The sequence below is a fragment of the Enhydrobacter aerosaccus genome (genome assembly GCF_900167455.1).
Classification (GTDB): Bacteria; Pseudomonadota; Alphaproteobacteria; order Reyranellales; family Reyranellaceae; genus Reyranella; species Reyranella aerosaccus.
Genome location: NZ_FUWJ01000020.1, coordinates 37,155 through 57,362 on the forward strand (window position 1 = coordinate 37,155; position 20,208 = coordinate 57,362).

The following is a 20,208-nucleotide window of genomic DNA, read 5'->3' on the forward strand; positions in this document are numbered from 1 at the left end:
GCCGGAGCGGAGCAAGGACAACACGCGACATGACGGAACAGAAAGAGACGAACAAGCCTAACAAGCCGCTCACCCTGTCGACGAGCACGCGCGGCGGCGCGGCGGCGCCGGGCAAGAGCGACGCGACCCAGGTGAAGCAGAAGTTCTCGCACGGGCGCACGCGGGCTGTGACGGTCGAGGTCAAGAAGCCGGTGAAGCGGCCGACGACAGGGGCTGCGCCTGCCGCACCCCAGCCGCCGTCCCCGCCGCCGGCTCCGACGACCCCACCGCCGGCAGCGCCGGCGCCAGTGCCAGCGCCGACGCAGGCTCGGGCGCCGAAGCAGGGCAGTCCGGCTCACCGTCCCACGCCGCAGCGCGAGGGCGGCCGCGGCATCGTTCTCCGCACCCTGACCGAAGAGGAGCGGGGAGCGAGAGCGCGCGCTCTGGTTGGCGCCAATCGCGATGCGGAGCTGGCGCGCAAGCGCGCTGCCGAGGAGGCCGTGCGCCGCGCCGCAGAGGAAAAGGCGCGCCAAGCGGCCGAGGAAGAACACAAGCGGCGTCTTGCCGAGGAAGAAGCCCGGCGCAAGGCTGAAGAAGAAGCCAAGCGCAAGGCCGAAGCGCTGGTCCAGAAGCGTCTGGATCAGGCGGCAACGGCCGCTGGAGCCCAGCCGCCAGCGGCCCGTCCGGCCGATGAGGTCAGACCGCGCGCTCCGGCGCCTCCGCCGGCTCCCGCCGGCCAGATTCGCCGTCCGATGCCCGGCGGCTCGGCCGGTCCGGGACAGTCGGCTCCGCAAGGAGCCGCGGGCGCAGGCGCTGCCATACGTCGGCCGCCGCCGATGCGACCGGCGCCGCCCAGCAAGCGTCTTCCGCCGCCCCCGGGCGCGCGTCGTGAGGCACCCAAGCGTCGTTCGGACAAGATCGACGTTGGCCGCGCCGTCGAGGGCGAGAACGATTTCCGCAGCCGGTCGGTGGCGCAGCAGCGCCGTCGCCTGGAGCGCGAACGTCGCCGCGAGCATGCCAGCGAGCCGCAGCAGAAGGTCTATCGCGAGGTCACCATTCCCGAGACCATCACAGTCCAGGAACTTGCCGCGCGCATGTCCGAGCGCGGCGCCGACGTGATCAAGACCCTGATGCGCATGGGCGTGATGGCGACCATCAATCAGGTGATCGATCCCGACACCGCCGAGCTGGTGGTGACGGAAATGGGTCATCGGCCCAAGCGCGTGGCGGAAGGCGACGTGGAAATCGGCCTGGCCGACACCACCGACGCGGAGGGAACGCAGATTGCGCGTCCGCCGGTTGTCACCATCATGGGCCATGTCGATCACGGCAAGACGTCGCTGCTTGATGCCTTGCGGGCGACCGACGTGGCTGCGCATGAGGCCGGCGGCATCACCCAGCATATCGGCGCCTATCAGGTGACGCTGCCGTCCGGGCAGAAGATCACCTTCCTCGATACGCCGGGCCACGAGGCCTTCACGGCCATGCGTGCCCGCGGCGCCAAGGTGACGGACATCGTCGTGCTGGTCGTGGCCGGCGACGACGGCGTCATGCCGCAGACCAAGGAGGCGATCGCCCACGCCAAGGCGGCGGGCGTGCCGATCATCGTGGCCATCAACAAGATGGACAAGCCGGGTGCCGACGCCAGCCGGGTGCAGAACGAACTCTTGCGCGAGGAGATCCAGGTCGAGCAGCTGGGCGGCGACGTCCAGTCGATCGAGGTCTCGGCGACCAAGAGGATGAATCTCGACAAGCTCGAGGAAGCGATCCTTCTGCAGGCCGAGGTGCTGGAACTCAGGGCCAATCCCGACCGGCTGGCCGACGGCGTGGTGGTCGAGGCCAAGCTCGATCCAGGCCGTGGCTCGGTCGCGACCGTGCTCGTGCAGCGCGGTACCCTCAAGGTCGGCGACGTCCTGGTCGCGGGGGCCGTATGGGGTCGCGTACGCCGTCTGGTCGATGATCGCGGCCAAGCTGTCGAGAGCGCGGGGCCGGCCTTCCCGGTCGAGATCCTGGGCCTCGCCGGCACGCCGCAGGCGGGCGACGAGTTCCATGTCGTCGACAGCGAGGCGCGGGCCCGTGAGATCGCCGACTTCCGCGCCCGTCGTGACCGGCAGGCCGAGCTTGCCCGTAGTGCGGGCGGTCGCGGCACGCTGGAAGAGATGATGAAGGGTATCCGCGAGGGTACCGCCAAGGAGCTGCCGGTCCTCATCAAGGCCGACGTGCAGGGATCGGCCGAAGCATTGGCCGGTGCCATCTCGCGTCTCAGCACCGACAAGGTCGCGGCACGCGTGGTCTATAGCGGCGTGGGCGGCATCAGCGAGGCCGACATCACGCTCGCCAAAGCCTCCGGCGCCCTGATCATCGGCTTCAACGTGCGTGCGAACCCGCAGGCGCGTGAGATCGCCAAGCGCGACAAGGTGGACATCCGCTACTACAGCATCATCTACAAGGTCACCGAGGACATTCAGTCCCTCATGGTCGGCCTGCTGGAGCCGACCTACAAGGAGACCTTCATCGGCAATGCGCAGATCCGCGAGGTCTTCCGCATCACCAAGGTTGGCAATGTCGCCGGCTGCATGGTCACGGAAGGCATGGTCAAGCGCGGCGCCAAGGTCCGCCTGTTGCGCGACAACGTGGTGATCCACGAAGGCACGCTGAAGACCCTGCGCCGCTTCAAGGACGAAGTGCGCGAGGTGCAGCACGGCTTCGAATGCGGCATGGCGTTCGAGAACTACGACGACATCAAGGTCGGCGACGTGATCGAGTGCTTCGACGTCGAAGAAGTGCGGCCGACGCTGTAGGATTGGAGTTCCTCCCCTTCGCGACGTCCGTGAAGGGGAGAGGTGCTGCCATCGGCTGGCGATGAAAGGCGATGGACCGAGGCAATGCGGTCCATGAGCCTTCCGTCCTTTCCGTCTGGGGCGGTGCTTCTCCCGCGCGCGGTCGGCGTCAGGGAGGAAGAAAGGAAGGAACGCCATGTCTCGGCGTCAGACATCCGAAAAGGACGGTCGCGGTCATAGCCAGCGCCAGTTACGCGTGGGCGAGGAACTGCGACACTTGCTGGCGCAACTGCTCGAGCGCGGCAATATGCGGGATCCGGAACTGCGCGACGTCTCGATCACCGTGACGGCAGTCGATGTCAGTCCCGACCTTCGCAATGCCGTCGCCTATGTCATGCCCTTGGGGGGCTCCGACGAACCCCGGCTGCTCGCTGCATTGCGGCGGGCCGCGCCCTGGTTCCGCTCCCGGGTGGGCGAGCGCGCCGGATTGCGCTATGCGCCCGAGATCCGGTTCGAGCTCGATCGCACCTTCGACGAGGCCGACCGGATCGGCGCCTTGCTTCGCCGGCCCGATGTGGCTCGAGACATCGACGAAAAGTGAATCATGGGAGCGCGCCACTCCAGTGGCGCTCATGAGATGCGCTATTGGAGCGGCGCGCCCGAATGAGCCGCAGAAAAAAGGGCGAAAAGATCGACGGTTGGGTCGTGCTCGACAAGCCGCTGGGCATGACCTCGACGCAGGCTGTGGGGCGTGTGCGCTGGCTGTTCGGCGCCCAGAAGGCGGGCCATGGCGGTACGCTCGACCCGCTGGCGACGGGCGTGCTGCCGATCGCGCTTGGCGAGGCAACCAAGACCGTACCCTTCGTGATGGATGGTCGAAAGGAGTACCGGTTCACGCTCCGCTTCGGCGAGGCGCGCTCGACCGAGGATGCCGAAGGCGCCGTGACCGCGAGCAGCGACGTCAGACCTTCAGATGCGGCCATCATGGCGCTGCTAGGCCGGTTCATCGGCGAGGTCGAGCAGACGCCGCCGGCTTTCTCGGCCCTGAAGATCGAGGGGCAGCGCGCCTACGATCTGGCTCGTGCCGGGCAGACCGTGGAGCTGAAACCGCGGAAGGTCGTCATCGAGCGGCTCGAACTCCTCGAGCGGCCCGACCCGGACCACGCAGATTTCGTGGTCGCCTGCGGCAAGGGCACCTACATCCGGTCGCTGGGACGCGATCTGGCGCTCGCCTTGGGGACGGTCGGGCATCTTTCGGCACTGCGCCGGACAGCCGCCGGCCCGTTCCGCGAAGAGGCGGCCATTTCGCTTTCCAAACTGGAGGCCCTCGGGCATATTCCCGCGCTTCTCGGGGTCTTGGCCCCTGTCGCGACCGCGCTGGACGACATCCCGGCGCTGGCCATGACGGAGGCCCAAGCAGATCGGTTGCGCCAAGGCCAGCCGGTGTTCTTGACCCGGGACGCACCGCCCTCCGGCGCACTCTGTCGCGCCGAGAACGGCAGCAGGCTGATCGCATTGGTCCGTTCGGACGGTGCCTCTATCCAGCCGGTGCGCGTGTTCAACCTCTAGAGTCAGGAGATGACCGATGTCGATTACAGCCGCGCGCAAGGCGGAGCTGATCAAGACGTATGCTCAGGGTTCGGGCGATACCGGTTCGCCGGAAGTACAAGTCGCCATTCTGAGCGAGCGCATTGCCAACCTCACCGAGCATTTCAAGGGTCACGCCAAGGATCATCATTCCCGTCGTGGTCTGCTCAAGCTGGTAGGTCAGCGTCGCCGGCTGCTCGACTATCTCAAGGCCAAGGATCACAAGCGCTACGACTCGTTGATCGAGCGCTTGGGTCTGCGTCGTTGAAGTACGGCCCCGCCCTCGCGGCGGGGCCTTTTCGCGTTGCGTCGGTCGGTCCCCGTGAGTTCGATCGTCTGACGCAACTTCGTGGTAACCGGGAAGGCAGGGGCGAGAGCAAAGGCCTGGCCCGGTCCTGCTGGCGCAAGGGCGCTGGTGGGCGGCTGTCGCCAAACGGGGGCGCGCAGCCGTGCAGGAAAGGATGATGATATGACCGATATGTTCAAGGTTTTCCGAAAAGAAGTGGAGTGGGCCGGCCGCAAGCTGGTGCTCGAGACCGGCAAGATCGCGCGCCAGGCCGATGGCGCCGTGTTGGCGACTTACGGCGGCACCACCGTCCTCGCGACGGTGGTGTATGAGAAGAAGGCCAAGCCGGGCCTCGACTTCTTCCCGCTCACCGTCAATTACCAGGAGAAGGCGTTCGCCGCCGGCAAGATCCCGGGAGGCTTCTTCAAGCGCGAAGGCCGTCCTTCCGAAAAGGAGATCCTGACGTCGCGCCTGATCGACCGTCCGATCCGGCCGCTGTTCCACGAAAGCTATCGCAACGAGACGCTGGTGGTGGTGACGACGCTGGCGCACGACATGGAAAACGATCCCGACATCGTTTCCATGGTGGCGACTTCCGCCGCCCTGACGATCTCTGGCTGCCCCTTCATGGGACCGATCGGCGCCGCCCGCGTGGGCTACATCGACGGCCAGTTCGTCGTCAATCCGACGCTCGATCAGGTCGAGAAGAGCAATCTCGATCTCGTCGTCGCCGGCACCACGGAAGGCGTTCTGATGGTCGAGTCCGAGGCCAAGGAACTGCCCGAGGACGTGATGCTGAGCGCGGTGATGGAAGGTCATCGTTCCTTCCAGCCGGTGATCGAGGCGATCATCCAGCTCGCCGAGCATGCCGCCAAGGAACCGCTGCCGCTGCAGGATCCTTCCGAAGCATCGAAGGCGGTTGCCGCCAAGCTCAAAGCTGAGGCACGTAGCAAGCTGGCCGAGGCCTACACGGAGACCGTGAAGCAGGCACGGCAGCAGAAGATCGCCGCGGTGAAGGAAGAGGCGGTCAAGCTGTTCGAGGGCAACGCCACGGAACTCGAGGCGTTCGGCGAGCAGTTCGGCAATCTCGAAGCCGACGTCGTACGTACGGCGATCCTCGACACCGGCAAGCGCATCGATGGCCGCGATACCAAGACCGTGCGGCCGATCGTGGCCGAGGTCGGCATCCTGCCGCGCGCGCACGGCTCCTCGCTGTTCACCCGCGGTGAGACGCAGGCGCTGGTGGTCGCGACGCTGGGCACGGGCCAGGACGAGCAGGTGATCGATGCGCTCGAGGGCGAGTACCGCGAGCACTTCATGCTGCACTACAACTTCCCGCCCTATTCGGTGGGCGAGGTGCGCCGCATGGGATCGCCGGGCCGTCGTGAGATCGGCCACGGCAAGCTCGCCTGGCGTGCGATCCGCCCGATGCTGCCGACCAAGGAGAAGTTCCCCTACACGATCCGCATCGTGTCGGAGATCACCGAGAGCAACGGTTCGTCGTCGATGGCGACCGTTTGCGGCAGCTCGCTGTCGCTGATGGATGCCGGCGTTCCGCTCGATCGGCCGGTGGCCGGCATCGCCATGGGTCTGATCAAGGAAGGCGAGCGCTTTGCCGTCCTGTCGGACATCCTGGGCGACGAGGATCACCTGGGTGACATGGACTTCAAGGTGGCCGGCACTGAGCGCGGAGTCACCTCGCTGCAGATGGACATCAAGATCACCTCGATCACCGAGGAGATCATGAAGGTCGCGCTGGCGCAGGCGAAGGACGGTCGTATCCACATCCTCGGCGAGATGGCCAAGGGTCTGGGCGGTGCGCGCGAGACGGTGAGCCAGAACGCGCCTCGCATCACCCAGTTCACGATCCCCAAGGACAAGATCCGCGAAGTGATCGGCACCGGCGGCAAGGTGATCCGCGAGATCACCGAAACGACCGGCACCAAGATCGACATCGAGGACGATGGTACCATCAAGGTTGCGGCCGTCGACGCCAAGGCCGGCCAGGCCGCGATCGACTGGATCAAGGGCATCGTGGCCGAGCCGGAAGTGGGTGTGATCTACAACGGCAAGGTCGTGAAGACCGTCGAATTCGGCGCCTTCGTGAACTTCCTGGGCGCCCGTGACGGCCTCGTCCACATCTCCGAACTCGCGCCGCGGCGCGTCGCCAAGGTGACCGACATCGTCAAGGAAGGCGACCAGGTGAAGGTCAAGGTCCTGGGCGTCGACGATCGCGGCAAGGTGCGCCTCAGCATGAAGGCGGTCGATCAGGAGACCGGCGAGGACATCTCCAACAAACCGAAGGAAGAGCAGCCCGCCGCGCCCGTCGCCGGCGAGTAAATCCACTCTCTCCAGAAACAAGAACGGCGGCCTTTCGGCCGCCGTTTTTCATTGAGCTCTTCTGGGAACGCCGGCTGGAAGCCCGCAGTCCTGAAGACCTATTGCCCGTTCCCGTTGCCCTCGTCACCGTTCTGCCCGGTGGCGCCGGCCGGTGGCATGCCCATCGCGTGATAGCCGCCATCGACATAGTGGACGGTACCGGTCACGCCGGCGCTCAGATCGGACAGATAGTAGAGCGCCGAGCCGCCGATATCGGACAGCTCCATGTTGCGCCGGAGCGGCGAGGCCTCGCGCGACAGGCGATAGACGTAGCGGCTGCTGCCGATTACGGCACCCGCCAGCGTGCGCATCGGGCCGGCGGAAATCGCGTTCACGCGCACGCCTTGCGGGCCGAGATCCGCCGCTAGATAGCGGACGCTCGCCTCGAGCGCTGCCTTGGCGACACCCATCACGTTGTAGGACGGCATCACGCGCGTCGCGCCCTCGTAGGTGAGGGTGATCAGGCTGCCGCCGTCCGTCATGAGAGGCAGCGCGCGGCGAGCGATCTCGGTGAACGAGTAGCAGGAGATGGTGAGGCTGCGCTGGAAGTTGGCCTTGGTCGTGTCGACGTAGCGGCCCTTCAGCTCTTCCTTGTCGGAGAAGGCGATGGCATGAACCACGAAATCGAGCCGACCCCACTCCTTTTCGAGCCGGGCGAACAGGGCATCGAGGCTCTCCTCGCTCTCGACGTCGGCCTCCTGCACGATCTTGGCGTCGAGCTTCTGCACCATGGGCAGCACGCGCTTGCCAAAAGCGGCGCCCTGATAGGTGAAGGCCATTTCCGCGTCGGCGGCATGCAGCGCCTGGGCGATGCCCCAGGCGATCGAGCGCTCGTTGGCGACCCCCATCACCAGGCCGCGCTTGCCGGCCATGAGCTTCGGGACCGATGGCAAATCGACCGCCTTGGAGACCGTGTGGCCCGAAGACGGAGTCGCGGAAATGTTTCCGCCGGAACCGTCGGGAGCGGCGGAGAGGGTACGGTTGACTGGCATCATCCCTCTCAGTGGTCGTAACGCGAGAAGACCAAGCAGGCGTTGGTGCCGCCGAAGCCGAAGCTGTTCGACATCACCGTCTGCAGGCCGGCCTTATCGATACGCTGCCGCGCAATCGGGTATCCCTCCGCGCCGGGATCGAGATCGTCGATATTTGCAGATGCCGCCACGAAATCGTCCTTCAGCATCAGGAGCGAATAGATCGCCTCGTGGGCGCCAGTGGCGCCCTGGCTGTGGCCGGTCAGTGACTTGGTGGAGCTCACGGTCGGCAACTTCTCGCCGAACACGCTCCGGATGGCATCGAGCTCGGTGATGTCGCCCGCCGGGGTCGAGGTGCCGTGGGTGTTGATGTAGTCGACCGGCGCATTGCGCCGAGCCGCGCCAGGGAAGCCCTCGGTGGCGAGCTTCATGCAGCGCACGGCGCCTTCGCCGGAGGGAGCCACCATGTCGGCGCCGTCGGACGTCGCGCCGTAGCCGATCACCTCGGCGTAGATCTTGGCTCCGCGTGCCCTGGCGACCTCGAGGTCTTCCAGCACCAGCATGCCGCCGCCGCCCGAGATCACGAAACCGTCCCGGTTCCGGTCATAGGCCCGGCTGGCGGCCTGTGGGCGGTCATTGTACTTGGACGACATGGCGCCCATGGCGTCGAACAGGACGGACAGCGTCCAGTCCAGCTCTTCGCCGCCACCGGCGAACATGCGATCGGTCTTTCCGAGCTGGATGCACTCGACCGCGTTGCCGATGCAATGCGCCGAGGTCGAGCAGGCCGAGCTGATGGAGTAGGAGAGGCCTTTGATCCTGTATGCCGTGGCCAGGTTGGCCGACACGGTGCTGCACATCGCGCGCGGCACCATGAACGGGCCGACCTTCTTCGGTCCCTTTTCCTTGGCGATGATGGCCGACTGCACGAGGGCGCTGGTCGTCGGCCCGCCCGAGCCTGCCACCAGGCCGGTTCGGTCGTTGGACACTTCGCCATCGCTCAGCCCCGCGTCGGCGATCGCCTCTTTCATCGCCAGGTAAGCGTAGGCCGCGCCGTCGCCCATGAAGCGTCGCAGGCGCCGGTCGACCATCTCGTCGACGTTCATCTTCAGGGTTCCGGCGACCTGGCTCCGGAAGCCGAGTTCCTTGTATTGCGGCATGAACTCGATGCCGGACTTCCCGTCCTTCAGGGACTGCGTCACCTCGGTCGCATTGTTGCCGATCGAGGAGACGACGCCGAGGCCGGTGACAACGACACGCCGCACGTCAGCCTGCCGCCGCGGCGACCGCCGCGTCCTGGATCAGCCCGACCTTCAGGCCGTTCACTTCGTAGGCCGGCTTGCCATCGGCGTAGACGACGCCGTCGGCGATGCCCAGCACCAGCTTGCGCAGGATCACACGCTTCAGGTGCACGTGATAGGTGAGCTTGCGTACGGTCGGCACGATCATGTCGGTGAACTTGACCTCGCCCACGCCGAGCGCGCGACCGCGGCCCGGGGCCTTCATCCAGCCCAGAAAGAAACCGACCATCTGCCAAAGGGCATCGAGGCCCAGGCAGCCCGGCATGACCGGGTCACCCTTGAAGTGGCAGGCGAAGAACCAAAGATCGGGCTTCACGTCGAGTTCGGCCACGATCTCGCCCTTGCCGTAGCGGCCGCCCTTGTCGTCGATCTTCACGATCCGGTCGAACATCAGCATCGGCGGCAGCGGCAGCTGCGCGTTGCCTGGCCCGAACAGGTGGCCCTTGGCACACTCGATCAGGTCCTCGAAAGTGTAACTATGCTTCTTCTCGCTCACCATTCACCCGTCCCACCGGTGCTCCTCGCCGGAGTGGCGGCAGAATAAGGACGCCGGCCTGCTTGCGCAAACCGCCGACACAGCCCCTTTGGGGCTTTTCCTGACGCCTTCCAGTCCTTACATATGGCGGTAACCATGTCCGGCACCAGCCCCGATTTTACCTCCCTGCTCCGGGAGGCCGGTCTCCGACCCACTCGCCAGCGGGTAGCGTTGGCGCGCGTGCTGTTCGGCTCGGGGCACCGCCACGTGACCGCGGAGAGCCTCCATGCCGAGGTCAAGGCGACGCGCATCCCGGTGGCTCTGGCCACGGTCTACAACGCGTTGAATCAGTTCCGCGACGCCGGCCTCCTGCGGGAGGTCGTGGTGGCGCCGGGACGGTCCTATTTCGACACCAACACCGGCCATCACCACCACTTCTTCATCGAGACGGACGGCGAATTGCACGATTTTCCGTCCGACAAGGTGACGATCGCCGGCCTGCCGGCGCCGCCCAAGGGAACGCGGCTGGCCCGAGTCGACGTCGTCGTCCGGGTTCGCCGGTAATCCGGCACCGCTAATCGGGCGTGACTAGTCGGCTGTCGTTGCGCCGATCTGCGAATCGTTTTCACTTTTAGAATTATTCTAAGGTACTTGACGCCGTAACATGCGGCTCTCAAAATCCGCCCCTCATTCGGAGGAGAGGACAAATGGCGAATCTCAAGGGATCCAAGACCGAGGACAATCTGAAGGCGGCATTCGCCGGCGAGAGCCAGGCCAACCGTCGCTATCTGTATTTCGCTCAGAAGGCTGACGTCGAAGGCTACAACGACGTCGCGACGGTCTTCCGCTCGACCGCCGAGGGCGAGACCGGCCACGCCCATGGCCATCTCGAGTTCCTCGAGGTGAGCGGCGATCCGGCGACTGGTCTGCCCATCGGCGAGACCTCGTCGAACCTCAAGGCCGCGATCGCGGGCGAGACCCACGAATACACGGATATGTATCCGGGCATGGCGCGTACGGCCCGCGAGGAAGGCTTCAACGAGATCGCCGACTGGTTCGAGACGCTGGCCAAGGCTGAGAAGAGCCACGCCGGCCGCTTCCAGAAGGCCCTCGACACGCTCGGCTAAGCTCCGCTGCGTTCTACCAAGGGGACCCGTCTGGGTCCCCTTTTTCATCCATCGATTCCGGATCCGAAGCGACGACCATGCGCGAAGGCAGCCTCGAAGCCCCTGTCCGCCAACCGCTCGAGTGGCAGAATCCCTGGTTCTGGGACGAAGCGGCGCTCGAGAAGGAACTGGAGCGCGTGTTCGACATCTGCCATGGCTGTCGTCGCTGCTTCAATCTGTGCGACTCCTTCCCGCGCCTGTTCGACATGATCGACAACGGTCCCACCGGCGAACTCGACGGCGTGGACAAGGCGGAATACGCCAAGGTCGAGCAGGCCTGCACGCTGTGCGACATGTGCTTCATGACCAAGTGCCCCTACGTGCCTCCGCATCCGTGGGCTCTTGATTTTCCCCACCTGATGCTGCGCCACCGCGCGGTGCAGGCGCGCAAGAAGGGTATCGATTTCGTCGACGCGCAGCTCGCCGACACCGATCGGGCCGGCCGTCTGGGTACTTTCGTCGCCGGTCTGATGAACTGGGCTACCGACGAGAACAATCAGCCGACCCGGCGCGCTATGGAACGCTTCGCCGGCATCCATCATGGGGCGCGTCTTCCCAAGCAGGCAGCGGAGACGTTCGAGCAGCGGGCCCGTCGCGAGACGGTCGAGATCAACGAGGCCGCGCCTGCATTCGGGAAGCGGAAGGCGGTACTCTACGCCACCTGCTTCGTGAACTTTCATTCGACCGAGATCGGAGCCGCCGCCCGCGCCGTCCTGGCGAAGAACGGCGTGCCGACCGAGGCCCTCCATCCGGCCTGCTGTGGCATGCCGAAGCTCGAACTCGGCGACCTCGAGGCTGTTGCCGCGGCGGCCCGGAAAGTGTCGGCAGAACTGCTGCCCTGGGTCGAGAAGGGCTACGACATCGTGGCCCTCACGCCGTCGTGCGCGTTGATGTTGAAGTTCGAATGGCCGTTGCTTCTGGCCGGTGATCCGGCGATCGAGCGGCTGGCCCAGGCGACGTTCGATCTGTCGGAATATGTCGTCGACATCGCCAAGAAGCACGGGCTTGCCGAGGGACTGGAACCTGTCGAGGGCGGGATCAGCATGCATCTCGCCTGTCATGCCCGCGCCCAGAATATGGGCCCGAAGGGGGCTGAGATGTTGCGCCTCATCCCCAAGACGCGAGTCGCGGTGATCGAGCGCTGCAGCGGCCATGGCGGCATCTGGGGGGCGCGCACCGAGAATTTCGATGTCGCCGTCAAGGTCGGCAAGCCGGCCGCCCAGGCCGCGCTCAAGAACAACACCAGCCACGTCGCCTCCGAGTGTCCGCTCGCAGGCGAGCATCTGATGCAGGTGATGGAAATGACCGCAGGCGAAGAGAAGCCCAAGGCGTTCCGTGCGGAGCACCCGATCGAGATCCTGGCTCGCGCCTATGGATTGAGGGAGTCCTCGTCATGAATTTGCGCAAGATCGATGCCTCGGCGATCGTTCCGCTCGAGGAATACGGCAAGCAGCGCGCGGAACGCCGCCGTCGCATGGCCGAGATCAAGAAGGATCGCCGGCTCGAGGTCGGGCCGTTCGCCACCTTCTATTTCGAGTCCTACGAGACGATGCTGCATCAGGTGCATGAGATGCTGTTCATCGAGAAGGGCGGCGAGGAACAGCTGGCCGATGAGCTGGCCGCCTATAATCCGCTGATTCCGCAGGGTGCCGAACTGGTCGCGACGGTCATGTTCGAGATCGACGACCCGCTCCGGCGCACGCGCGTGCTGTCCATGTTGGGCGGCGTCGAGCACAAGGCCTTCATCCGGGTTGGCGGGCAGGTCATTCGGGGCGTGCCCGAGAACGATCAGGAGCGCTCACGCGACGATGGCAAGGCGTCGTCGGTGCAGTTCATCCACTTTGCCTTCACGCCGGCCCAGATTGCGGCGTTCAAGACCGGCGCGGATGATGTCGTGGTGGGCTTCGATCATCCCAACTACGGTCATATGGCCGTGATGCCGGCCGCCGTGCGCAAGGCTCTGTCCGGCGATTTTGCCTGACCGGCCCTAACGACGATAAACCGATGACAGCGGCAGGATGAAAGCCTGCTGCGCTCCCGGAATGCCTTCGGGGAAGGGCGCATAGGGCGCGGCAGCGCGGGCGGCGTCCACGACGCCCTTGTCGAGATTCACGATGCCGCTCGATCGCGCCACGCTGACATCGAGCAGATGCCCTTCGCGGGTGATCACGAGACGAATGACCACGACGCCCTGCTCGTTTGCCTGGTTCGAGTAGTAGCGGAACTGCGAGATCCTGGCCGCGACCTGCCATAGGTACTGTTCGACGATCTTGGCCTGGCTGTAGGTATCGGCCGGATTGACGAATGCCGTCGACGGCGCATTCGACGGAGAGTCGTTGGGAGCCCTCTTGGGTTGCGCCGGATTCGTCAAGGGCGAGGGCCGCAGCGCCTGATTGGGAGCGGGTGCAGGATGCGGCGCCGGCGGCGGCGGTGTGGTCCGAACCTGGGGATGCACGGGCGCTGGAGGCGGCGGAGGCGGAAGCTTGGGAAAGTCCTTCGACGTCAAAGGTGGCGGCGGCGCTTCAAGTGGCGGCATGGCGCGCTCGAGCGGTGGCGGGGCAGGCGATGGTGCCGGCATCGTTTCCTTGGGCGCCAAAGCCTGCTGCGTCTCCGCCTTGGGCTCGGGTTGCGACACCGGTTTGGTCGGCTCCGGTTTGGCCACTGCCGGCTTGGCAGGCTCCGGCGATGGCGCTTCCGTCTTCGCCGGTTCGGACGGCGTCGGCTGGGCCGGCTTTCGAGCCTCTTCCTTCTCCTTGGGGGCCGACTGCTTGTTCACGTCGCCGGTCGTCGGGCTGGGCGGCGGCAGACCGAGTGGCGCCTGGATGCCTTTCGGCATCGGCGGTTCGGCCGTCTTCGCGGGCGGCGGCGGTGGCGGGCTGGGTTTGACCTCGGGAGGCTTCGGTGGCGTTGGTTCGGGCGGCGGCGGTGTTGGTTGTTCGATCGTGACGTCGATCGCCTCTTCCTGAGGCTCGTAGAATGGCGTGAGCTGCGGCAACCACCACAGTGCCAGCGCCGTCAGCACGTGCAGCAGCACCGCCAGCGCCACCGCCGACGGCGACATGCGATCGAACCGAGTATAATCGGCGCTGATGGCGTGAGTCGTCACTATGGCCTGTTTCTAGGCGGCTGGATGCCCGCCCGCCACAGCGATCGCGCTAGTTGATCGGTTCGGATTTGTAGACGCCCCACAGGTCGCTGCGCTCCAGCCAGCCGCTCATGCCGGACACTTTGACGCGGCACCAGTCGCCGGAGCAGGACTGGATCTCGCCCATGACCTCGGGTTCGAGCTTGGCGACGACGTCGGCCGAACGGGCTGGCGTGCGATGCAGGCTGGCGACCTTGGACGGCACGATGAAACTGCGCTTGCCGGTCAGCAGGCTCTGATGGACCCAGCCGCTGGCGCCTTGCCAGTCGCGAATCTTGCGCCAGTTCTCGTACTCGGCCACGATCTCGACGGGCATGGCCTTGCGCTTGAAGACCCAATCGACCGGGTACCGCGTACCCGGACCGGTGCGCACATTCACTTCATCGGACCGCAGCGAAGCGAATCGGGGAATTGGCAGGCCCGATCCGCGGTGAACCGGCGGGGTATTGCCGGTGTCCGCCGCTTGGGCCCCTGAACCGATCCCGGTCCGCAGCACGGGGTGCAGGACGCCGAACGCAAGGGTCGCAAGCGCGACACAGGCTGCCCCACGCAGGACCATCGGGTGAACAGGCATTTGCCTTCTTATACACCAAGTATTCGAGTCGGACGACAAGTTGCTGAAAACGCCAGCCTTTCTCGATTTCCTCCAGCCGGGCGGCAAAGCTGGACAAGGGATGAGAGGAATTGCTAATCGGGGCAGGCATGCCGCCCAGCTCCAAGAAAAAGCCGCTGGTGATCGTCACCCGCAAGCTGCCCGACGCCATCGAGACTCGGCTGATGGAGCTGTTCGAGACCAAGCTCAATGTCGAGGACAAGCCACTCAGCCCTCCCGAGTTGATCGAGGCGGTGAAGATGGCTGACGTCCTGGTGCCGACCGTCACGGACCGCATCGACAGCCGCATCCTGTCGCAGGCGGGACCGCAGCTGAAGCTGATCGCCTCCTTCGGGACCGGCGTCGACCACATCGACCTCGACACCGCCCGCCAACGAGGCATCACCGTCACCAACACCCCTGGGGTGCTCACCGAGGACACGGCCGACATGTCGATGGCCCTGGTGCTGGCGACCGCCCGGCGCATGGGGGCCGGCGAGCGGCTGGTACGAGCCGGCAAATGGACCGGCTGGAGCCCGACCTCGATGCTGGGCAGCCGGCTCACGGGCAAGCGGATGGGCATCGTCGGCATGGGCCGCATCGGCCAGGCGTTGGCTCAGCGCGCCCGCGGCTTCGGTCTGGCGATCCACTATCACAATCGCAAGCGCGTCCACGCCGAGATCGAACGCGAGCTGGAGGCCACCTACTGGGAGAGCCTCGACCAGATGCTGGCGCGCATGGACATCGTCTCGGTCAACTGCCCGCACACGCCGGCGACCTACCATCTGCTTTCAGCGCGCCGCCTGAAGCTCATGAAATCGTCGGCCATCATCGTCAACACCGCCCGCGGCGAGGTGATCGACGAGAATGCCATGGTGCGCATGCTGCGGGCCGGCGAATTGTCCGGCGCCGGTCTCGACGTCTACGAACACGAGCCGCAGATCAATCCCAAGCTCCTCGAACTCGACAATGTCGTGCTGTTGCCGCACATGGGGTCGGCCACGCTCGAAGGCCGTGTCGAGATGGGCGAGAAGGTGCTGATCAACATCAAGACCTTCGTCGACGGCCACAAGCCGCCCGATCGCGTTCTCGCCACGATGTTCTAGGCGAGAGGGGGAGCGCAACCGCAGCCGGCCCCTCTCTCGTCAATCGTCGATATCGCCCTGCACGACCTCACGCGCGGCGTGAGGCTCCTCGCTATCGAAGGCGTCGCGCGTGGCACGGCCGACCTGGGCACCGATCAGGATGGTCAAGGCCGTCCAGTACATCCACACCATGATGGCCGCGAATCCCGCTGTTGCGCCGAATGCCGAGGTGAGCTGCGTCACCTCAAAATAGTAGACCAGCGCCCGGTTGCCGGCGAGGAACAGCACCGCGTTGACGCCGCCGCTGATCAGGGCGAAGCGCCAGGGCACGCCGCCGGTCGGTAGCCATTTGTAGATGAGAGTGAAGAAGACGGCGAGGATGCCGTAATGGGTAAGGCCGGAGATCGCCGGGCCAATCCATTGGCCGAGGATGGGGAAGGCCTGCAGCACGCCAGCATAGGCTGACAGCAGGACACTGAGCAGGATGACGACGATCAGCAGCACGCCCAGGACCACCATCAGAAGCAGGGCGAGCAGGCGCGATTTCAGCGTCGCCAGCACGATATGGATGTGGCGCGGGCTGTTGCCGCGCCAGATGACATCGAAACTGTCGTCCAGTTCGACGAAGACCCGACTGCCTGTGTAGAGCAGCACCGCGACGCCGATGATGGCCGCGACCCCGCGGCCGCGGAACAGATCCTCCGAAGCGAAGCGCTGGACGCCTTTCAGATGCTCCGGCGCCACGACCGTGCTGAGCGCGTCGAAGATCGTCTGTTGCGCCATCATCTTGCCCACGAACGGCTCGGCGATAGCGATCGAGAAGATCATGATCGGGCCGAGCGCGAACATGGTGTAGAAGGCCATCGCCGCGGCCGAGGTCGACAGCCGGTTGGTGAAGAAGCCGGTGAAGGAGTCGAAGGCGATCCTCCAGAGCTTGTCGAGCAGCGTGCCGTTCATACGGTCAGTACAGCCGGATCGAGAAGCCTGACAGGATGAGCAGGGCCGACGCGATGGCCAGCACCACGGTCGTGAGCACCGCGCCGATGGCGCGGCCCCCCTTCAGATGGCCCAGCATGCCGCCGGCATGCAGCAGGCGGCCGACGGTGAGCAGGATCGCCAGTACGGCGATGGTCAGGTTGCCGTAGGGGCCGCGCAGCAGCCAGATCAGCAGCAGGGCGAGCGGCACGAACTCGACGAGATTGGCATGCGCCCGGATCGCCGCCAGCATCTCGGGATCGCCACCATCGCCCAGGAAGATCTTCTTCCTGCCGCGCATGGCTCCGACGTTGACGGTCAGAGCAACGGCAAGCAGGCCCAGAAGGCCGGCGCATATGAGAAACACCATCATGGGCGGGCCTCGGCTCTCGATTCCGACCTATTCTATGGCCATATTGCAAAGGGCAAAAGCAAGGGAGCCGTGCCATGTGGCAGATCCTGCGAAAGAAAGCTGAAATGCCGGATCCGGCGCAGGCCTTGCCGGGCCGTGACCGCCCGGCCTTCGCCGTGCCGAGTGAACATTTCGTCAACCACAACCGTATCCAGCCGCCATTCCCCGCCGGCCTCGAGAAGGCCATGTTCGGGCTCGGCTGCTTCTGGGGCGCCGAGCGCAAGTTCTGGCAGGCGCCGGGTGTCTATGCCACCGCCGTCGGCTATGCCGGTGGCTACACGCCCAATCCGACCTACGAGGAGGTCTGTTCGGGCTATACCGGCCACAACGAGGTGGTGATGGTATGGTTCGACCCGAACAAGACCTCGTATGAGGCGCTCCTGAAGGTGTTCTGGGAGAATCACGACCCGACCCAGGGCATGCGTCAGGGCAACGATGTCGGCACACAGTACCGTTCCGGCATCTACGCCTTCACGGCCGAGCAGAAGCAGAAAGCGGAGGCGTCGCGCGCCGTCTTCCAGAAGGAGCTGGCGAAGAACGGCATGGGCGCCATCACGACGGAGATCCTCGACGCGCCGCCTTTCTACTATGCCGAGGATTATCACCAGCAATACCTGGCCAAGAACCCCAACGGCTATTGCGGCCTCGGCGGTACCGGCGTGAGCTGTCCGATCGGGCTTGGCGTCGCCGCCGAGTAACGCTCGGCTGGTGTCGGTCAGGCGATCGCTTCCTCGAGCGCGGCGACGAAGCGGTCGAGTTCGGCCTCGGTGTTGTACAGGTGCACCGAGGCGCGCATCACAGTCGACAGGCCGCGCCCCTTGAGGTCCAGCCGCGAGGAGAACTGCGTCGACACCGAGACGTTGATCTTCTGCGCCCGGAACACGGCCTTGAGTTCCAGATGGTCCTTGCCGTCGACGGCGAAAGTGACGATCGCGCCCTGCAACTCGCCAAGATCGGTCAGGGTGACGCCCTTCACTTTGCCGAGGCGTGTCCGCAATCCGTCGGCCAGCGGCTTCAATCGCCCCCAGATCGCCTCCATGCCCAGCTCGTTGGCCTGATCAACCGCAGCCTTCAGTCCCAGCACGCCGGCGAAGTAGCGTTCCCAGTTCTCGAAGCGCAGCGCGTTATCGAACGTCTTGTACTCGCGGTCGCCCGTCCATTTGGCGGCATGATTGTCGAGGAAGATCGGTTCGATGTCGGCCGTAGTCTTTTGCCGGGCATAGAGGAAGCCGGTGCCACGCGGGCCGCGTAGGTACTTGCGGCCGGTCGCCGAAAGGAAGTCGCAGCCGATCTTCGCCACGTCGACGGGGAGTTGCCCGACCGACTGGCAGGCATCGAGCAGATAGAGCACGCCGGCGGCATTGGCGATCCGGCCCACCGCTTCGGCCGGCTGCACCAGGCCGCCCTGGGTCGGAATATGCGAGATCGAGATCAGCCTGGTGCGCTTGTCGATCAGGCGCTCCAATGCAGCGAGATCGATCTGGCCATGCGCGTCGTCGGGGACCACGACCAGCTCGGCGCCAGTCCGTTTCGTCACCTGCAGATAGGAGATGAAGTTGGAAGAGTATTCGCTGACGCAGGTCAGGATGCGGTCGCCCGGCTTGAAATCGAGCGAATAGAAGGCGAGGTCCCACGCCCGCGTGGCGTTCTCGACGAAGGCGATCTCGCCCGGGTCGGCACCGATCAGCCGCGCCACCGACGGATAGAATCCGTCCAGTTCGCCGCGCCTGAGATCGGCCGCTTCATAGCCGCCGATCTCGGCCTCGAGCTGGAGATGGCCAATGGTGGCGTCGAGAGTCCGCCGGGTTGGCAGCGAGGACCCTGCGGCGTTGAGGTGGAGCACATGGGCGCAGCCGGGGGTCTCGGCGCGCAGTCGGTCAAGGTCAAGGCTCACGGTGATGGCTTTCGCTCGGACTGAGGGACGACGGCGGTCTGATTCCCGCCGGGCTCCTACCTAGAGGGCTGCCCTGCGCGGAGCAACGGGGCTTCGACCGGCCCTGTCGTCAAACCCCAGGGGCTACCATCTCGTAGCCGAACTCCCTGTCGAGTGCGGCGATTTCCTTACGGCAGGCCATCCTGAGCGTGCTCTTGTCGCTCTCGTCCAGCCACGACGCCTCGACCGAATTGAGCGCAAACCGGCGAGCCATGTCCGGTCCCCAGCCGATCGTCTCGAACAGCGTCGTGTAGCCATGGCCGAGATTGGTCCCGAACATGGCCGCATCGTCGGTATTGATCGTGACGTTCAGTCCCGCCTCGACCATGCGCCGGATGCGCTGGGGCCGGAATGGCCGGTTGTGCACCAGGCTGGTCCAGGCGCAGGGTGTGAAGTAGAGACCGTCCTTGCGCGCCTCGGCCATCACGAAATCCGACGCTAGCATGTTGTAGCCGTGGTCGATGCGGTCGCATTTCAGCACGTCACGGCAGATGAGGTAGTTGGTGGGCGGCGCCTCGACGAGCGTCTGGTTGTCTTCGCAGCAATGTGCGGTGCGATGCAGGCCAGCCCTGCGGGCCAGCGCATAGGCCTCCGCAAAAATGGCCGGAGGGCCGGCGCGCTCGGCGCCATCGAGCCCGATGCCGACCACGTGATCGCGACGATGGGCGATGGCCGTCTCCACAAGCTCGAGGGCTTGTGCCGGCGTGTTGATGGAGCGGTCGATACAGCAGATCAGCAGGCTGGAGACGCCGAACGTCTTCCGGGCTGCTTCCATGCCCTCGATCATGCCGTCGACCATCGACGGGTAATCGATGCCGTTGGGATAGAAGTAGTCGGGATTGAAGAAGTACTCGACGTGCTTGAGATTGCCGTCGCGTACGGCGTCCTCGATATATTCGTAGGCGGCGCGGGCGAAGTCTGCCGGCGTGCGCAACACTTGCGCCGTCAGCCGCAGCACGTCGAGGAAACCGTAGAAATCCGGCCACTGGTAGAGCTGTTCCGCCGGCCGGGGTAGGGCGAGCCCAGCGCGTCCGGCCAGCTCCGCCACGGTCGTGGCGCGCAGCGTCCCGGCGATATGGCAGTGCAGCTCGGCCTTGGGGATACGGCGCAGATATTCGTCGGCTACGGCCTTGGCCATCGTC

Annotated in this window: 20 protein-coding genes; 11 read left to right on the forward strand and 9 right to left on the reverse strand. The window is 65.5% G+C overall.

Annotation, left to right across the window (positions count from 1 at the left end):
- The first annotated feature begins 29 nt into the window (after positions 1-29).
- The 5 genes from infB to pnp all read left to right on the forward strand — a co-directional run bounded on the left by infB (position 30) and on the right by pnp (position 6,972).
- Positions 30-2,780 (forward strand): translation initiation factor IF-2, encoded by a 2,751-nt coding sequence (gene infB, locus B5D62_RS32040; RefSeq protein WP_085938169.1) that lies wholly within the window; start codon positions 30-32, stop codon positions 2,778-2,780.
- A 175-nt stretch (positions 2,781-2,955) separates the two neighbouring features.
- On the forward strand, positions 2,956-3,360 hold the full coding sequence (gene rbfA, locus B5D62_RS32045) for a 30S ribosome-binding factor RbfA (RefSeq protein ID WP_085938170.1): 405 nt from the start codon (positions 2,956-2,958) through the stop codon (positions 3,358-3,360).
- Positions 3,361-3,404: 44 nt separating this feature from the next.
- Entirely contained in the window at positions 3,405-4,328 is a 924-nt protein-coding gene (gene truB / locus B5D62_RS32050; RefSeq protein WP_419188830.1) for a tRNA pseudouridine(55) synthase TruB, read from the forward strand.
- A 16-nt stretch (positions 4,329-4,344) separates the two neighbouring features.
- Positions 4,345-4,614 (forward strand): 30S ribosomal protein S15, encoded by a 270-nt coding sequence (gene rpsO, locus B5D62_RS32055; RefSeq protein ID WP_085938172.1) that lies wholly within the window; start codon positions 4,345-4,347, stop codon positions 4,612-4,614.
- A gap of 210 nt (positions 4,615-4,824) precedes the next feature.
- Entirely contained in the window at positions 4,825-6,972 is a 2,148-nt protein-coding gene (pnp, locus tag B5D62_RS32060; RefSeq protein WP_085938198.1) for a polyribonucleotide nucleotidyltransferase, read from the forward strand.
- Between the two features lie 98 nt (positions 6,973-7,070).
- Here the strand turns inward: pnp and B5D62_RS32065 are convergent, their stop codons facing one another.
- The 3 genes from B5D62_RS32065 to fabA all read right to left on the reverse strand — a co-directional run bounded on the left by B5D62_RS32065 (position 7,071) and on the right by fabA (position 9,779).
- Positions 7,071-7,883, reverse strand: a complete 813-nt coding sequence (locus tag B5D62_RS32065) for an enoyl-ACP reductase FabI (protein WP_085938199.1) — start codon at positions 7,881-7,883, stop codon at positions 7,071-7,073.
- A gap of 128 nt (positions 7,884-8,011) precedes the next feature.
- Entirely contained in the window at positions 8,012-9,247 is a 1,236-nt protein-coding gene (fabB, locus tag B5D62_RS32070; RefSeq protein WP_085938173.1) for a beta-ketoacyl-ACP synthase I, read from the reverse strand.
- Between the two features lies 1 nt (position 9,248).
- Positions 9,249-9,779 (reverse strand): 3-hydroxyacyl-[acyl-carrier-protein] dehydratase FabA, encoded by a 531-nt coding sequence (gene fabA, locus B5D62_RS32075; protein WP_218191411.1) that lies wholly within the window; start codon positions 9,777-9,779, stop codon positions 9,249-9,251.
- Positions 9,780-9,914: 135 nt separating this feature from the next.
- Between fabA and irrA the strand changes: the two genes are divergently transcribed.
- The 4 genes from irrA to B5D62_RS32095 all read left to right on the forward strand — a co-directional run bounded on the left by irrA (position 9,915) and on the right by B5D62_RS32095 (position 12,905).
- Positions 9,915-10,322 (forward strand): iron response transcriptional regulator IrrA, encoded by a 408-nt coding sequence (gene irrA / locus B5D62_RS32080; protein ID WP_085938175.1) that lies wholly within the window; start codon positions 9,915-9,917, stop codon positions 10,320-10,322.
- Positions 10,323-10,465: 143 nt separating this feature from the next.
- Positions 10,466-10,885: a rubrerythrin family protein gene (locus B5D62_RS32085; protein WP_085938176.1), complete on the forward strand. Its 420-nt coding sequence runs from the start codon at positions 10,466-10,468 to the stop codon at positions 10,883-10,885.
- Between the two features lie 77 nt (positions 10,886-10,962).
- On the forward strand, positions 10,963-12,321 hold the full coding sequence (locus B5D62_RS32090) for a heterodisulfide reductase-related iron-sulfur binding cluster (RefSeq protein ID WP_085938177.1): 1,359 nt from the start codon (positions 10,963-10,965) through the stop codon (positions 12,319-12,321).
- Positions 12,318-12,905: a DUF3501 family protein gene (locus B5D62_RS32095; protein ID WP_085938178.1), complete on the forward strand. Its 588-nt coding sequence runs from the start codon at positions 12,318-12,320 to the stop codon at positions 12,903-12,905. Before B5D62_RS32090 ends, B5D62_RS32095 begins: the two co-directional genes overlap by 4 nt.
- Before the next feature lie 6 nt (positions 12,906-12,911).
- Here the strand turns inward: B5D62_RS32095 and B5D62_RS34240 are convergent, their stop codons facing one another.
- The gene (locus tag B5D62_RS34240; protein WP_085938179.1) at positions 12,912-14,030 is read right to left on the reverse strand and encodes an energy transducer TonB; all 1,119 of its coding nucleotides are present in this window, start codon (positions 14,028-14,030) and stop codon (positions 12,912-12,914) included.
- Between the two features lie 49 nt (positions 14,031-14,079).
- Positions 14,080-14,643, reverse strand: a complete 564-nt coding sequence (locus B5D62_RS32105) for an SH3 domain-containing protein (protein WP_231715021.1) — start codon at positions 14,641-14,643, stop codon at positions 14,080-14,082.
- 128 nt (positions 14,644-14,771) lie between these two features.
- Here B5D62_RS32105 and B5D62_RS32110 point away from each other — a divergent pair, with 128 nt between their 5' ends.
- A complete protein-coding gene (locus B5D62_RS32110; protein ID WP_085938181.1) occupies positions 14,772-15,767 on the forward strand; it encodes a 2-hydroxyacid dehydrogenase in 996 nt (331 codons plus the stop codon).
- Positions 15,768-15,806: 39 nt separating this feature from the next.
- On the opposite strand, the gene B5D62_RS32115 is transcribed toward B5D62_RS32110, so the two are convergent.
- Together B5D62_RS32115 and B5D62_RS32120 are read right to left on the reverse strand one after the other, a co-directional pair.
- Entirely contained in the window at positions 15,807-16,703 is an 897-nt protein-coding gene (locus B5D62_RS32115; RefSeq protein ID WP_085938182.1) for a YihY/virulence factor BrkB family protein, read from the reverse strand.
- Between the two features lie 4 nt (positions 16,704-16,707).
- Complete coding sequence (locus B5D62_RS32120; RefSeq protein ID WP_085938183.1) at positions 16,708-17,094, reverse strand: MAPEG family protein; 387 nt, start codon at positions 17,092-17,094, stop codon at positions 16,708-16,710.
- Between the two features lie 74 nt (positions 17,095-17,168).
- Here B5D62_RS32120 and msrA point away from each other — a divergent pair, with 74 nt between their 5' ends.
- The gene (msrA, locus tag B5D62_RS32125; RefSeq protein WP_085938184.1) at positions 17,169-17,831 is read left to right on the forward strand and encodes a peptide-methionine (S)-S-oxide reductase MsrA; all 663 of its coding nucleotides are present in this window, start codon (positions 17,169-17,171) and stop codon (positions 17,829-17,831) included.
- A gap of 17 nt (positions 17,832-17,848) precedes the next feature.
- Here the strand turns inward: msrA and B5D62_RS32130 are convergent, their stop codons facing one another.
- Both B5D62_RS32130 and add read right to left on the reverse strand, forming a co-directional pair.
- Complete coding sequence (locus B5D62_RS32130; RefSeq protein ID WP_085938185.1) at positions 17,849-19,027, reverse strand: aminotransferase class V-fold PLP-dependent enzyme; 1,179 nt, start codon at positions 19,025-19,027, stop codon at positions 17,849-17,851.
- A 109-nt stretch (positions 19,028-19,136) separates the two neighbouring features.
- A complete protein-coding gene (gene add / locus B5D62_RS32135; protein ID WP_085938186.1) occupies positions 19,137-20,204 on the reverse strand; it encodes an adenosine deaminase in 1,068 nt (355 codons plus the stop codon).
- Between the last annotated feature and the right edge of the window lie 4 nt (positions 20,205-20,208).

What these genes read in the sequence shown, in the direction of transcription:
- B5D62_RS32120 (WP_085938183.1), bottom strand. Translation starts at nt 17,094, where the DNA reads ATGATGGTGTTTCTCATATGCGCCGGCCTTCTGGGCCTGCTTGCCGTT.
- B5D62_RS32105 (WP_231715021.1), bottom strand. Translation starts at nt 14,643, where the DNA reads ATGCCTGTTCACCCGATGGTCCTGCGTGGGGCAGCCTGTGTCGCGCTT.
- add (WP_085938186.1), bottom strand. Translation starts at nt 20,204, where the DNA reads ATGGCCAAGGCCGTAGCCGACGAATATCTGCGCCGTATCCCCAAGGCC.
- rbfA (WP_085938170.1), top strand. Translation starts at nt 2,956, where the DNA reads ATGTCTCGGCGTCAGACATCCGAAAAGGACGGTCGCGGTCATAGCCAG.
- pnp (WP_085938198.1), top strand. Translation starts at nt 4,825, where the DNA reads ATGTTCAAGGTTTTCCGAAAAGAAGTGGAGTGGGCCGGCCGCAAGCTG.
- B5D62_RS32065 (WP_085938199.1), bottom strand. Translation starts at nt 7,883, where the DNA reads ATGGCCGGCAAGCGCGGCCTGGTGATGGGGGTCGCCAACGAGCGCTCG.
- B5D62_RS32110 (WP_085938181.1), top strand. Translation starts at nt 14,772, where the DNA reads ATGCCGCCCAGCTCCAAGAAAAAGCCGCTGGTGATCGTCACCCGCAAG.
- msrA (WP_085938184.1), top strand. Translation starts at nt 17,169, where the DNA reads ATGTGGCAGATCCTGCGAAAGAAAGCTGAAATGCCGGATCCGGCGCAG.
- B5D62_RS32115 (WP_085938182.1), bottom strand. Translation starts at nt 16,703, where the DNA reads ATGAACGGCACGCTGCTCGACAAGCTCTGGAGGATCGCCTTCGACTCC.
- infB (WP_085938169.1), top strand. Translation starts at nt 30, where the DNA reads ATGACGGAACAGAAAGAGACGAACAAGCCTAACAAGCCGCTCACCCTG.
- B5D62_RS32090 (WP_085938177.1), top strand. Translation starts at nt 10,963, where the DNA reads ATGCGCGAAGGCAGCCTCGAAGCCCCTGTCCGCCAACCGCTCGAGTGG.
- rpsO (WP_085938172.1), top strand. Translation starts at nt 4,345, where the DNA reads ATGTCGATTACAGCCGCGCGCAAGGCGGAGCTGATCAAGACGTATGCT.
- B5D62_RS32095 (WP_085938178.1), top strand. Translation starts at nt 12,318, where the DNA reads ATGAATTTGCGCAAGATCGATGCCTCGGCGATCGTTCCGCTCGAGGAA.
- irrA (WP_085938175.1), top strand. Translation starts at nt 9,915, where the DNA reads ATGTCCGGCACCAGCCCCGATTTTACCTCCCTGCTCCGGGAGGCCGGT.
- B5D62_RS32085 (WP_085938176.1), top strand. Translation starts at nt 10,466, where the DNA reads ATGGCGAATCTCAAGGGATCCAAGACCGAGGACAATCTGAAGGCGGCA.